The organism is Paraburkholderia sp. Ac-20347 (genome assembly GCF_017104805.1).
In the GTDB taxonomy this organism is placed as follows: domain Bacteria; phylum Pseudomonadota; class Gammaproteobacteria; order Burkholderiales; family Burkholderiaceae; genus Paraburkholderia; species Paraburkholderia tropica.
Genome location: NZ_JAAGPN010000216.1, coordinates 1 through 13,765 on the forward strand (window position 1 = coordinate 1; position 13,765 = coordinate 13,765).

A 13,765-nucleotide genomic window follows, 5' to 3' on the forward strand; every position below is an offset into this window, starting at 1 on the left:
TGCTCGTCGGCCTCGCCGCGGGCATGTGGAACGGCTTGCTGGTCGCCTTCGTGGGCATGCAGCCGATCATCGCCACGCTGATCCTGATGGTGGCCGGACGCGGCGTCGCGCAGCTGCTCACGGGCGGCCAGATCATCCCCATCGGCGCGAAGGGCTATCTGTATGCGGGCGGCGGCTATTTCGCGCTCGTGCCCTGCGCCGTGTGGATCGCCATCGCCGTGACGCTGCTGACCGTGCTGATCGTCAACCGCACCGCGCTCGGCCTCTTCATCCGCTCGATCGGCGTGAATCCGGTCGCCGCGCGGCTCGCGGGTCTGTCGTCGCAAGCGGTGGTGTTCGGCGCGTATGCGTTCTGCGGCTTGACGGCGTCCATCGCGGGCATCCTGATCAGCTCGAATGTGCGCAGCGCCGACGGCAACAACGCGGGCCTGCTGCTCGAACTCGACGCGATTCTCGCCGTGACGCTCGGCGGCACCTCGCTCGCGGGCGGGCGTTTCAGCCTCGCGGGCACGGTGCTCGGCGCGCTGATCATCCAGACGCTCACCTACACCACCTATTCGATCGGCGTGCCGCCCGAGGCGACGCTCGTCGTCAAGGCGATCGTCGTGCTGTGCGTCTGCGTGATCCAGTCGCCGGCCGCGCGCGGTTTCGCGGCGCTGCAACTCAAGCGTCTCGCCGTGAGCCGCCGGGCGCGCGCCTGAGCGGCCTCCACATGAAATACTGCATCAAACAAGGACTATTTCGGGGATGTCAAGCATGAACCGCCCTCCGCAAGCCACCGATTCGAACCCGCTCGCCGCGCTCCGGCGCGGCGTCGCGCGTGTCGTCGATCCGCGCGTGCTGCCCATCGTCGTGACCGTGGTGCTGTTCGCCGCGCTGTTCGGTTTCGGCTCGGTGATGTACACCGGCTTTTTCTCGCTGCAAGTGCTGTTCGGCCTGCTCGTCGATAACGCCTTCCTGCTGATCGTCGCCATCGGCATGACGTTCGTGATCATCTCGGGCGGCATCGATCTTTCAGTGGGCGCGGTCGTCGCGCTCACGACGATTCTGTGCGCCGTCGGCACCGAGAAACTGCACTGGCCCGTCTACGTGGTCGTGCCGCTCGTGCTGCTGTGCGGCGCGCTCTACGGCGCAGCCATGGGCGCGCTGATTCACTTCTTTCGTTTGCAACCGTTCATCATCACGCTCGCGGGCATGTTCCTCGCGCGCGGCGCGTGCTTCCTGATCACGACGGAATCCATCCAGATCAACGACCCCGGCTTTCACGCGCTCTCCGAATTCAACATTCCGGTCGGCAGCGGCTCGCTCACGACGGGTTCGCTCACGGCGCTGGCGATGCTGGCCGCGGCCATCGTGATCGCGCATTTCACGCGCTTCGGCCGCAACGTCTACGCGATCGGCGGCAACGAACGCTCGGCGCTGCTGATGGGTCTGCCGGTCGCGCGCACCAAGATCGGCGTGTATGCGCTCTCCGGTTTCTGCTCGGCGCTCGGCGGCGTGGTGTTCACGCTCTACGTGCTCTCGGGCTACGGCTTGCAGGCGCAGGGCATGGAACTCGACGCCATCGCCGCCACGGTGATCGGCGGCACGCTGCTCACGGGCGGCGTGGGTTACGTGATCGGCTCGGTGTTCGGCGTGGGCATCCTCGGCACGATCCAGACGCTGATCACCTTCGACGGCACGCTCAGTTCGTGGTGGACGCGCATCGTGATCGGCGCCCTGCTCTGCGCGTTCTGCCTGATGCAGCGCGCCACCGAACGCCACGCGGCGCGCCGCAAATCGACCGGCGGCGGACGCAACGCGCCGCGCACGCGCAACGCGCGCACGCAACCGGCCGCGCCGCTCGATCAGGCGAAGCTGGCCGCCGCGCCGCCGCCGCCGCATCGCGCCTGAACACACTGGCTTGAACGTCGTGTCGTCCCAGCATTTGATCGCTCCGGCGCGCCGCAAGCCAATAGTCGGACTAGTTAGGGGTATACATGGATTAGGAGGCGCATCAGCGCTGCACTAAGATTTTTTGCGGTACCGCACGGCGCACGACGCATGTTGCCGAACATGCCTGAACGCGACACGCGCCGCTCTCTGCTCACGATCCTTTCGGTGCTTTCGCCGCGCTTGCGCCGTGAAAGCCGCCCGTCTGCGAGTTCCCGGTGCCGTCCAGCATCTGCACGCACGCGATCGACGCACAGTCGACCACATCGACCACGAAGAAGAGAGCCGGAGGAAGACATGGCGCAGCAACGGGATGACGAGCACAGCGGCAAACAAGGCAACAACGACCACGCGGACAATGCAAACAACAGCGCGCCAGGCGGCGTGTTCAGCAGCGCGCGGCGCGGCCTCATGCAAGGCGCGGGACTGGGCGCGGCGCTCTCGCTGCTCGGCGGAATAGGCGGCGCGGGCGGCCTGATTTCGTCGGCGCAAGCGGCGGACATGGCGTTCCCCTCGCACAAGAAATGGAAGATCGTGTTCGTGAATCACGTCACGACGAATCCGTTCTTCGTGCCCACGCAGTACGGTATTCAGGATGCCTGCTCATTGCTCGGCATGGATTATCAGTGGACCGGCTCGGCCACCTCCGACGCGGGCGAAATGGTGCGCGCCGTGAATTCGGCGATCGCCGCGAAGGCCGACGCCATCGCCGTGCCGATCGTCGATCCGAGCGCCTTCGACAAGCCCATTCAGGCCGCGCTCGACGCGGGCATTCCGGTGTTCGCCTATAACGCCGACGCGCCGCGCGGCAAGACCAATCCGCGTCTCGCGTATATCGGCCAGGATCTGTATCTGTCGGGGTATCAGATGGGCGAGCGCATCGTCAGTCTGATCGACAGCGGCATGGTCGCGCTGTTCATCGCCACGCCGGGTCAGCTCAACATCCAGCCGCGTCTGGACGGCGCGAGCGACGCCATCAAGAAGTCCGGCAAGAAGATCGACATTCAGACCGTCGCCACCGGCGCGACCGTCAACGAAGAACTCTCGAAGATCAAGTCGTTCTATCTGGGCCACCAGGATCTGAAGGGCATGTTCGCCGTCGATGCGGGCAGCACGCAGGGCGTCGCGCAGGTGATGAAGGAATCGAATCTGCCTTCGAAGGGCGTGCACGGCGGCGGCTTCGATCTGCTGCCCACCACGATCCAGCTCATTCACGAAGGCTTCCTCGATTTCACCATCGACCAGCAGCCCTATGTGCAAGGCTTCTACACCGTGATGGAGGCGTTCGTGTTCCTCGCCTCGGGCGGCCTCGTCGGGCCGGCCAACATCAACACGGGTCTGAAGTTCGTGACGAAGGCGACCGTCGAGCCGTATCTGAACACCTCGACGCGTTACGAAGGCAAGACCACCAAGCCGCAAATCGTGCCGATGAGCGGCGCGATCAAGTCGTGATGGATACGGTGAACGAACCTCGCAAGCTGGAAACCGCCCGCGCGCCGAAACGCGCGGGGGTTTCGTTCGCATCGCACTGGGCGCCCGAGCTGCGCATCCTGCTCGTGGCCGTGCTGCTGGCCGCCTGGTTCGAATTCGCGAACCACGACTTCCTGTTAACCAACGCGAGCCTCGTCAACCTCTCGCAGTTCATCGCGCCGGTGGCGATCATCGCGTTCGGCGAAATCATGCTGATGATCGGCGGCGACATCGATCTCTCGGCGGGCATGGTGTTCGCGTTCGCGCCGTTCATGATGGTGTTCGCGAACGACGCTGGCGCGCCCATGTGGCTCGCCGTGATCGCCGGGCTCGTGGCCGCCGCCGTGATCGGCTTCGTGAACGGCGCGGTGACGGTGTGGCTGCGCCTGCCCTCTTTCGTCACCACGCTCGGCACGCTGTTCCTCATCAACGGCATCACGCTGACCGTGTCGCGCGGCACGCCCGCCGCCACGCCCGGCTCGCCCGCGTTCGCGGCCTTCATGGGCGCGTGGGGCTACAGCGAAATCCTCTGGACGATCGCGCTCGCTTTCGTCATGCACGTGCTGTTGCGGCACACGCGCTGGGGTCTGCATACGCAGGCGGCGGGCGCGAATCCCATCGGCGCGAGCGAGGCCGGCATCCGCGTAAACCGGCTGCGGCTCGGCAACTTCGTGCTGGCCGCCGTGCTCGCGGGCTTCACGGGCATCCTCGAAGGCTTTCGCATCACCTCGATCGATCCGCAGGCGGGCGGCAACCAGATCATGTTCCTCGCCGTGGCGGCGGCCGTGATCGGCGGCACGCCGCTCACGGGCGGCTCGGGCACGATCGTGGGCGGCCTGATCGGCGCGGCGGTGCTCGGCATTCTGAACGACGGCTTCACGCTCATCGGCATCAACGCGTTCACGTTCAACATCATCCTCGGCGCCGCGATTCTGGCCGCGATGATCTTCAATATCCACGTGGGCCGCATTCGCCGCCGGGGAGCACGCTGATGGACGAATCGCAGGCATTCAAGGGCGGCGCGGACGTCGCCGCGGATGTGGCCAACGCCCCGCTCGCGCTGCGCGGCGACAAACTCGTGAAGCGCTTCGGCGCGGTGACGGCGCTCGACGGCGTGTCGCTCACGCTCGGCAAAGGCGAGATTCTCGGCGTGCTCGGCGACAACGGCGCGGGCAAATCCACGCTCGTGAAAATCCTCACGGGTTTTCATCAGCAGACCGGCGGCACGCTGTATATCGACGGCCAGGAAACGCTGCTGCGTTCCGTCGATCACGCGCGCTCGCTCGGCATCGAATGCGTTTATCAGGATCTCGCGCTCGCGAATTCGCTGAGCATCTATCACAACATGTTTCTCAATCGCGAGCTGGTGCGACGCGGTCCGTTCAAGCTGCTCGATCACAAGCAGATGCGCGAGCGCGCGGCGCAATGTCTCGACGATATCGGCGTGCACGTGCCGTCGGTGGATCTGCCGGTCGAACGGCTTTCGGGCGGTCAGCGCCAGGCGATCGCGGTGGCGCGCGCCGTGCATTCGAACGCGAAAATCCTGCTGCTCGACGAACCGCTCGCCGCCATGGGCGCGCGCGAGGCGGGGCTCATCATCGACCTGATCCTTCGTCTGAAGGAAAAAGGCGGGCTATCCATTATCATGATCATGCACAACTATGCGCAGACCCTCGATATTGCGGATCGCGTGATGTTGATGCAGCGTGGCCGTGTAACTTATGAACAAAAGAGCGCGCTCACTTCGGTGGCGGAGCTCATGGACATCGTGCGGCGGGAATATCGGGCCATGCGCGCCACCAGCGCGCAGTAGGCTCTCACAACAGGGGGACGCCTGATCGGAACCCCTCGCCGGGCTTCCGGCAGGACGAATATGGATTACCGCAATCTAGAGAAACGCAAGAGCCAGCACGGGCGCATCGTGCAGGAACTCGGCATGCAGATCGTCGGCGGCAAGCTGCTGCCGGGCCAGCGTCTGCCAGCCGAACCCACCCTGTGCGAGACCTACGGCGTGAGCCGCCCGGTGCTGCGCGAAGCCACGCGCGTGCTCGTGGCCAAGGGTCTCGTGGTGTCGAAGCCGCGCGTGGGCAGCATCGTGCGCCCGCGCGACGAATGGCACATGCTCGATCCCGACGTGCTGTTCTGGACCGTCAACAGCATTCCCGAGGGCGAATTCTTCCGCGCGCTGCTCACGGTGCGGCAGATCATCGAACCGGCGGCCGCCGCGCTCGCCGCCATCTCCGCGACCGACGAGGAACGCGTGCGCATCGCCAAGGCCTACGCGCGCATGGAGCAGGCCAAAACGGCTTCCGATCTGCTCGAACCCGACCTCGAATTCCATCGCGCGATCATGGCCGCGACGCACAACGACATGCTCGCCTACATCGGCAACATGCTGTCGCTCGCGCTGACCGAGTCGATCAAGTTCACGAGCCGGCATCCGAACACGCACGCGTTGTCGCTGCCTCGTCACAAGGCGATCCTCACGGCGATCGAGCATCGCGACGCGCTGGCCGCGCGCCAGGCGAGCGTGGTGCAGCTCGACAACGCTCGGCAGGACGCCAATTCCATACTCGGCGGCGCGGCGCTCGAAACCTGAGCGAGCTGAGCACGCGTCAAGGTTCGCGTTCATGCGTGCGCCGCCGTGCGTCATGCTCAGACTGCCCGCTTGCTGCGGCGGAACTGGTCGAACAGCACGGCGAGCAACAGAATGCCGCCGCGAATCAGGTACTGATAGAACGTGGGGACGTTCATGAGGCTCATGGCGTCCTGCACCGCGCCCATGATCAGCACGCCCACCAGCACGCCCGAGATGGTCGCCACGCCGCCCGTGAGCGACACGCCGCCGAGCACGCACGCCGAGATCACGCCCAGTTCGAGGCCGACCGAAGTCTTCGGATCGCCGAGGCTCATGCGCGAGGCCAGCATCACGCCCGCGAAGCCCGTGACGAGACCTTGCAGCACGAACACCGTGATCTTGATGCGCGTGACCGGCAGGCCCGCGAGACGCGCGGCCTCGCCGTTGCCGCCCACGGCGAGCACGTTCTTGCCGAACACGGTTTTCTTCAGCAGAAAGCCGAACACCACGAAGCCGATGATGTTGCTCCAGATCGGAAACGAGATGCCGAGGAAGGAGCCGCCGCCGAGATCGAAGAAGCGCTCTTCCGAGATCATCACGGCGTCGCCGTTCGAGGTGAGGAAGGCGAGACCGCGCACGGCTTCCATCATCGCGAGCGTGGCGATCAGCGAATTGATCTTGAAGCGCGCGATCAGCACGCCGTTGACGAGACCGACGGCGCCGCCCGCGAGCACGCCCGCGACGATGCCGAGGATCACGCTATGCGACTGCGTGATGACGGTCGACGCGACCACGCCCGAGAACGCCACGATGGACGCGACGGACAGGTCGACCTCGCCCAGCGCGAGCACGAACATCATGGTGACGGCGATCGAGCCGATCAGCGTCACGGAGAGCAAAAGGCCCTGAATATTGCGGGTCGTGAGGAAATCCGGCACCGTCGCGGAAAGCACCGCAAACAGCACCACGAACACCACGACGATGCCCGACTTGTTGATCATGTCCCACGCGCGCGCACGCGACGGCGTGATCGGCGCGGCGGCTTCGTTGACGGTAGGCGTGCCCTGTGGCTGCATGGCTTCACTCATCTCTGGTTCATCGTTACGGATCGAACGCGCGCTTCGCCGCGTGTTGCGTAAGGCGGCGTGCGTCCGGAAAACAACGTCAATTAAGGGGGTAATGCGTGTTGGCGCGGGTTTAGCGCGGCAACGCCAGCTTGATCAGTTCGTCAGGCGAGGCGTCGGCCTTCATGACGCTGCCCGCGATGCGCCCCTCGCGCATCACGATGATGCGATCGGCCACGCCGATCACTTCGGCGAGATCGCTCGACACCATGATCACGCTGCGTCCCGCTTCCGCGAGTTCGTACAGCAGGTTGTAGATCTCTGCGCGCGCGCCCACGTCGATGCCGCGCGTGGGTTCGTCCATCAGGAACACTTCGATGCGCTCGGCGAGCCAGCGCGACAGAATCACCTTCTGCTGATTGCCGCCCGAGAGCGTGCCGATGGCGGTGTCGCCGTTGCGCGTCTTGATCGAGAGCTTCTTGATGTAGTCGTCGGTCAGCGCGCGTTCGCGCTTCGCGTCGAGCAGGAAACGCGCGGGGCTGAAATGGCGGCGCGCGCTGATGTTCAGGTTGTCGGCCACCGAGGCGATCGCCACGATGCCTTCCTGCTTGCGATCCTCGGGACACAGCGCCATGCCCGCCCGCACCGCGTCGCGCGGACTCGCGAAATTCACGCGCTTGCCGTCGAGTTCGACGTGACCCGCGCTCGGGCGCTCGGCGCCGTAGAGCAGCTTCATCAGTTCGGAACGTCCCGCGCCGACGAGCCCGAAGAAGCCGACGATCTCGCCGCGCCGCGCCTGGAACGACACGGGTTCGGCGAGCCCCGGACCCATCAGCCCTTTCGCCTCGATCAGCACCGGACCGGCCTTGCGCGCGCGATAGCCGTAGACGTCCTCGATCGAGCGCCCCACCATCGCCGCGATCAGCCGATTGCGGTCGAGGTCGGCGACCGAATCGAAAGTCTCAATGCGCTTGCCGTCGCGGAACACCGTCACGCGGTCGCACAGCTCGTAGACTTCGTCCATGCGGTGCGTGACGTAGATAATCGCGCGGCCGTCGGCGCGCAGCGCGTTGATGATGCGAAAGAGGTTTTCGGTTTCGCGCGCCGAGAGCGAACTCGTCGGCTCGTCGAAGGCGATCACGCGCGCATCGCGCATCAGCGCCTTGCCGATCTCGATCATCTGACGCTGGCCGATCGAGAGATTCTTCACCGGCGTGCGCGGATCGATGCGCTCGCCGAGCCGCTGCAGCTCCGCCATCGCGCGCTTGACGAGCGTCTGCTCGTCGAGCACGCCGAAGCGGTTGGGCAACTGCCCGAGCATCAGGTTGTCGGCCACGGTCAGCTCGGGCACGAGATGCAATTCCTGATAGATGATCGCGATGCCCGCGTCGAGCGCCGCGCGCGTGGTCGTGAAGCGCTGCTCCACGCCGTTCAGGCTCAACGTGCCCGCCTGCGGCTGGTTCACGCCCGAGAGCACCTTGAGCAGCGTGGACTTGCCCGCGCCGTTCTCGCCCATCAGGCCGTGTACCTCGCCCGCGCGCACGTCGAGCGCCACGCGGTCGAGCGCCTTCACGCCCGGAAAACTCACGGTGATGCCGTCGAGCTCCAGATACGCGCGCTTCCCCTGTTGATTCCCCGCCTGGCGCGTACCGGCCGCGTTCGCGGCATCTGCATGTGTCATGGTTTCAGTCATTGCATCTCTGCCCTTGCCGTCGCCTCCGTATGGCTACGGATGCCTTAGATACCCAGTTCGCTGCGCACAGCCGTCCAGTTGTCGCGCGTCATCAGCTTGCCGGTGGTCTGCGTATCGGCGGGCGGCTGCTTGCCCGTGCGGATCCATTCGACGAGGTTCTGCGCGCTGTCCTTGCCGTGGTTCGTCGAGCTGACGGCGATCGTGCCGTAGAAGCCCGTGGGCGCCTTCTTCTGGAACTCGGCGAACGCTTCGCCCGCGCCGTTGATGCCCACGCCGATCACGTCCGACGCCGGCAGATGCAGCTGCTCGGTCGCACGCACGGCGCCCAGCACGCTTTCTTCGTTGAGCGCGAAGATCACCCACTTCTTGATGTTCGGATGCTGCGCGAGCACGGGCGACGCCGCGTTGAAGCCGCCTTCGTCGTCGGTGGTCTTTTGCGGCGCGTCGAAGATGTTTTCCTTCTTGAAGCCGCCCGCGATCAGCGAAGCCGTCGCGCCGTCGGTGCGCAGCTTGGCGGTCGGCAGTTCGTAGTCGGTGATGCGCAGCGCGCCCACTTCTTCCGGCTTCCAGCCGCGCCTCTTCATTTCGTCGCTGATCGCCGTGCCGACCTGATTGCCGATCTTGAACGCCGACATGCCGAGGTGCGGCACGCTGCCGAGCGGCTTGCCCGACGAGTCGACGAGCTGATCGTCCACCGTCACGAACTTCATGTTGTAGCGCTTCGCGCGCGCCTGAATCGCCGGTCCGAGACGCACGTCGGGCGCGCAGATCACGAAGCCCTGCGCGCCTTGCGCACCGAGGTTGTCGATTGCGGCCAGCACCTTCTCGCCGTCCGGCGTGCCGATGTTGACGACCGAGAAGTTCTCCTTCTGGCCGAGCGCCGTGGCGGCCTTCTGCTCGTTGATGAACCACGCCTGCTCGGGCATCTTCACGAGAAAGCCGATCTTGGTGGGCGAGTCGGCGTGCGCCGCCATGTTCATGCCGAGCGGCGCGACGCACAGGGCCGCGAGCACGGCGCGAAGGGTAAAGCGGCGGATGTTGCTGGTCATGCTGATGTCTCCTCTGATAGCGCTGTTGCGTGTGGTGAAACGGTTTATAGGGCTATTGCGACGATGTCTCAGTGGCCGAAGGCCTCGACTTCGATATGGCGGCCGAGCAGGAACGCATCGGCCACGAGGCGCAGCGGGCGCACGTCCACGTCGTCGGTGCCGTGCGCGATCAACCAGTGAAAACGTTCATAGAGCGCCGAATATTCCCGTTCGGCGCCCAGCTCGACCGGCTCGCCCGCAATCGCGAGACGCTTGCCGCCTTCGGAGATCGAGAGCAGGCCCTCGGTGGTCTCCACGTCGATTTCCCATTGCTCAACCGGACCGTGACGCCAGTCGAATTCGGCGCGCACCGGCACGCCGTCGGTGTCGATGCAATCGAGTTCGGCCGCGATCGGCGTCGAGCAGTCGGACGGCACGTGCAGCGATGCGCTGCGCAGCAGCACCTCGCGCGGCAGGATGCGCGTGACGATCGAGAGCGCGTTGATGCCCGGATCGAACACGCCGAGGCCGCCCGGTTCCCAGATCCATTGCTGCCCCGGATGCCAGCGGCGCACGTCTTCCTTCCAGCGCACATGCACGGCGCGGATCGTGCGCTCGGCCAGCCACGCGCGCGCCGGTTCGACCGCGCTCGCGCAGCGCGAATGCCACGTCGCAAAGAGCGTGCGCTTGTGCTGCTTCGCGAGTTCGCGCAGCGCTTCCACTTCGCTCACGCTCGCGCCCGGCGGCTTTTCGAGCATCACGTGCTTGCCCGCTTCGAGCGCGGCGCGCGCCTGTTCGTAGCGCACCTGCGGCGGCGCGCACAGCGACACGGCGTCGAGGTCGCGCTCGGCGGCCAGCAGCGCGCCGATATCGGCGTAATTGCGCACGCCGTCCACCTGCGCGTTGCGGCTCGCGGCGGCCACGAGTTCGAAGCCCGCGTTACCCGCGATGGCGGGCAGATGCTGATCGCGCGCGATCTTGCCCACGCCGACGATGCCCAGCTTGTACGACGCATTCATACCGATCTCCAAACCTTGTTTTATTTCGGATCACGAACCAACAGCCTGTCTTCGCTTACTTGCCCCAGCGCAGCACCAGCGGATCGAGGCGTCGCGCGATATCGACGAGTTCCTTGCGGGTCTCCGGATGCATCGCGGGCAGCGGATGGCGCGGCAGTTCGCAGTCGATCACGCCGCCTTCCTGCATCAGCGCCTTGCAGGCGAGCAGACCGGCCTGACGGTTCTCGTGATTGATGAGCGGCAGCCACTTCTGATAGAGCGAGAAGGCGTCGTCGAGACGGCCTTCGCGGTGCGCCACGATGATCGGGCGAATGCCGTCCGGGAAACCGCCGCCCGTCATCGCGCCGGTCGCGCCCGCGTGCAGATCGGCCAGCAGCGTGATGCCTTCCTCGCCGTCCCACGGACCTTCGACCGCGTCGCCGCCGAGGCGGATCACTTCGCGCAGCTTGTTCGCCGCGCCCGGCGTTTCGATCTTGAAGTACGAGACCTGCTCGATCTCGCGCGCCATGCGCGCAAGGAACGGCGCGGACAGCACCGTGCCGCTCGCGGGCGCGTCCTGAATCATGATCGGAATGTCGATGGCGTCCGAGACGCGCGCGTAGAACTCGTAGATCTGCTGCTCGGGCACGCGGAAGGTCGCGCCGTGATACGGCGGCATCACCATCACCATCGCCGCGCCGAGGTCCTGCGCGCGCTTGCTGCGCGCCGCGCACGCGATCGTGCCGTAATGCGTGGTCGTCACGATCACGGGCACGCGGCCGGCGACGTGTTCGAGCACGGTGCGCGTGATCAGCTCGCGCTCATCGTCGGTGACCGAGAACTGCTCGGAGAAGTTCGCGAGAATGCACAGGCCGTCCGAACCCGCGTCGATCATGAAGTCGACGGCGCGCTTCTGGCTCGCCAGATCCAGTTCGCCAGTGGCGGTGAAGGTGGTCGGCACGACGGGGAAAATGCCCGTGTAACGGGGCGTACGGCTCGTAGTCATGATGTCTGTCCTGCTTTGAAAATGTCGGTGTGCCGCGCGGGCACGCCTGCTGTGTACGTTATCGGGCCACGCTTACGACTCGCGCGCGAGCGCGCCCGATGCCGGCGGCTGCGGACGCAGCGCGGCGCGCACCGCGAAGGTCATGAGCACCGCGAACAGCAGCGTCGCCGCGAGAAAATACAGACCGGCCGCGAGACTGCCCGTCGCGTCCTTGATGATGCCGATGCCATACGGGCCGAGATAGCCGCCGAGATTCGCGAGCGAGTTGATCATCGCGATCCCCACGGCCGCGCTCGCGCCGGTCAGAAACTCGCCGGGCAGCGCCCACACCACGGCCTGGATCGAGTAGATCGAGAACGCGGTCAGGCAGATGAAAAAGAGTTGCAGCGCGGGCGTGCGGAACCAGGCGCTCGCGGCCATCGTCAGCGCGGCGAACGCCGAGACCACGACGATGTGGCCGTAACGCTCGCGGCGCTTGTCCGAATGGCGCGGCACGATCAGCAGCCCCGCGACCGCGAACAGATACGGCACCGCCGAAAGCAGCCCCGCCGTCGAATCCGTCACGCCGAACGCCTTGATGATGGTCGGCAGCCACAGCGACAAACCGTAGATGCTCAGCGGAAACGGCAGAAACAGCAGCGCGAGCAGCAGCACGCGCCGGTCCTTGAGCGCCGCGAACGGATTGCGATGCGGATCGAGCGCATAACTGCGGCGATCGGCGGCCAGCGCGCGTTCGATCCACGCGCGTTCATGATCGTCGAGCCAGCGCGCGTGCGCGGGCGATTCGGGCAGCAGGCGCAGCGTCGGAATGCACAGCAGCACGGCGGGCAGGCCGCTCACGACGAACAGCGTCTGCCAGTTCGACAGGCCGAAAAAGCCATGCGTTTCCAGCAGCGCGCCCGCGAGCGGACCGGTGACGATGCCCGCGATCGGCTGCGCGAGCACCAGCAGGCCGATCACGCGCGCGCGATGGCGCATCGGGAACCAGTGCGTGAGGAAATACAGAATGCCGGGATAGAGCCCGGCTTCGGCGGCGCCCAGCAGAAAACGCAGCGCATAGAAACTCTTCGGACCGCTGACGAAGGCCATCGCCATCGTAATCGCGCCCCACGTGAAGAGAATGCGCGCGAACCACACGCGCGCGCCGAAGCGCGAGAGCGCGAGATTGCTCGGCACTTCGCAGAGGAAGTAGCCGACGAAGAACAGACCCGCGCCCATGCCGTACGCGGCATCGCTCAGGCCAATCGCCGCGTTCATGTGCAGCTTGGCGAAACCCACCACGGTGCGGTCGACGTAAGCGACCACGTAGATGAGCGCGAGAAAGGGCACGAGGCGGCGCGCGATATGGCCGACGATGTGCTTTTCTTCCTCGCTCGAGCCACTCGCGTGCGCCCCGGTGTTGCTGGCATTCAGCGCCTGCGAATTCGTCATCCTGTCTCCTTGATTCTTTTTGCGGCGGTGCGCTTCGTGTGACCTTCGGTTGCCGGTCAGGCGACCTCGGGCCTGCCTGCGAAACGCCGCTTCACGTGCAGCGGATTCGCGTCGCGCAACGCGTCGGGCAGCCAGCCGTCGGCGAGATTCTGGTAGCAGACCGGGCGCAGGAAACGCTCGATCGCCGCTGTGCCCACCGAGGTGCTGCGGCCATCCGAGGTGGACGGGAACGGGCCGCCGTGGACCATCGCATCGCACACTTCGACGCCGGTCGGGAAGCCGTTCGCCAGCAGACGGCCCGCCTTGCGCTCGATGAGCGGCAGGAGCGCACCCACGAGATCGCCGTCGGCGGCGTCCGCGTGCATCGTGATCGTCAGCTGGCCTTCGATATGGCGCAGCACGGCGCGCAGTTCGGCGACGTCCGCGCATTCGACCAGCACGCTGCTCGGGCCGAACACTTCCTCGCCGAGAGAGGCGTCCGCCAGCAGATCGCTCGCGCTCACGCGCAGCAGCGCCGCCTGCGCGCGGCCGGGCGCCGCCGCGCCGCGTGCGAGCGGCGTGAGAG

The 13,765-nt window shown here is 66.1% G+C and carries 12 protein-coding genes and 1 pseudogene; 6 read left to right on the plus strand and 7 right to left on the minus strand.

Annotated features, from left to right (window positions below; translation table 11 throughout):
- From G3N97_RS29125 to G3N97_RS29150, 6 genes are all read left to right on the plus strand, one after another.
- Window positions 1–701, plus strand: a 701-nt coding sequence (locus G3N97_RS29125; protein ID WP_205996420.1) for an ABC transporter permease, incomplete at its 5' end; no start/stop codon positions are given.
- Window positions 702–756: 55 nt separating this feature from the next.
- Entirely contained in the window at window positions 757–1,893 is a 1,137-nt protein-coding gene (gene yjfF / locus G3N97_RS29130) for a galactofuranose ABC transporter, permease protein YjfF (protein WP_241030899.1), read from the plus strand.
- Between the two features lie 336 nt (window positions 1,894–2,229).
- Window positions 2,230–3,384, plus strand: a complete 1,155-nt coding sequence (locus G3N97_RS29135; RefSeq protein WP_205996422.1) for a sugar ABC transporter substrate-binding protein — start codon at window positions 2,230–2,232, stop codon at window positions 3,382–3,384.
- On the plus strand, window positions 3,384–4,394 hold the full coding sequence (locus G3N97_RS29140) for an ABC transporter permease (protein ID WP_205996423.1): 1,011 nt from the start codon (window positions 3,384–3,386) through the stop codon (window positions 4,392–4,394). The genes G3N97_RS29135 and G3N97_RS29140 overlap by 1 nt, the downstream gene beginning before the upstream one ends.
- Window positions 4,394–5,215, plus strand: a complete 822-nt coding sequence (locus G3N97_RS29145; protein ID WP_205996424.1) for an ATP-binding cassette domain-containing protein — start codon at window positions 4,394–4,396, stop codon at window positions 5,213–5,215. The genes G3N97_RS29140 and G3N97_RS29145 overlap by 1 nt, the downstream gene beginning before the upstream one ends.
- A gap of 60 nt (window positions 5,216–5,275) precedes the next feature.
- Entirely contained in the window at window positions 5,276–6,001 is a 726-nt protein-coding gene (locus G3N97_RS29150; RefSeq protein WP_205996425.1) for a FadR/GntR family transcriptional regulator, read from the plus strand.
- 56 nt (window positions 6,002–6,057) lie between these two features.
- Here the strand turns inward: G3N97_RS29150 and araH are convergent, their stop codons facing one another.
- The 7 genes and pseudogenes from araH to G3N97_RS29185 form a co-directional block, all read right to left on the minus strand.
- Complete coding sequence (gene araH, locus G3N97_RS29155) at window positions 6,058–7,068, minus strand: L-arabinose ABC transporter permease AraH (protein WP_065064750.1); 1,011 nt, start codon at window positions 7,066–7,068, stop codon at window positions 6,058–6,060.
- 109 nt (window positions 7,069–7,177) lie between these two features.
- Window positions 7,178–8,737 carry an L-arabinose ABC transporter ATP-binding protein AraG gene (araG, locus tag G3N97_RS29160; RefSeq protein WP_205996426.1) on the minus strand — a complete coding sequence of 520 codons (1,560 nt, stop codon included), beginning with the start codon at window positions 8,735–8,737 and terminating at the stop codon, window positions 7,178–7,180.
- A 44-nt stretch (window positions 8,738–8,781) separates the two neighbouring features.
- Window positions 8,782–9,786, minus strand: coding sequence for an arabinose ABC transporter substrate-binding protein (locus tag G3N97_RS29165; protein ID WP_205996427.1), 1,005 nt, complete (start codon window positions 9,784–9,786; stop codon window positions 8,782–8,784).
- Window positions 9,787–9,854: 68 nt separating this feature from the next.
- On the minus strand, window positions 9,855–10,784 hold the full coding sequence (locus G3N97_RS29170) for a Gfo/Idh/MocA family oxidoreductase (RefSeq protein ID WP_065064756.1): 930 nt from the start codon (window positions 10,782–10,784) through the stop codon (window positions 9,855–9,857).
- 55 nt (window positions 10,785–10,839) lie between these two features.
- Complete coding sequence (locus tag G3N97_RS29175; RefSeq protein WP_205996428.1) at window positions 10,840–11,769, minus strand: dihydrodipicolinate synthase family protein; 930 nt, start codon at window positions 11,767–11,769, stop codon at window positions 10,840–10,842.
- 72 nt (window positions 11,770–11,841) lie between these two features.
- The gene (locus tag G3N97_RS29180; protein WP_065064761.1) at window positions 11,842–13,200 is read right to left on the minus strand and encodes an MFS transporter; all 1,359 of its coding nucleotides are present in this window, start codon (window positions 13,198–13,200) and stop codon (window positions 11,842–11,844) included.
- A gap of 56 nt (window positions 13,201–13,256) precedes the next feature.
- Window positions 13,257–13,765, minus strand: a pseudogene (locus tag G3N97_RS29185) (aldehyde dehydrogenase (NADP(+))); the annotation flags it as partial.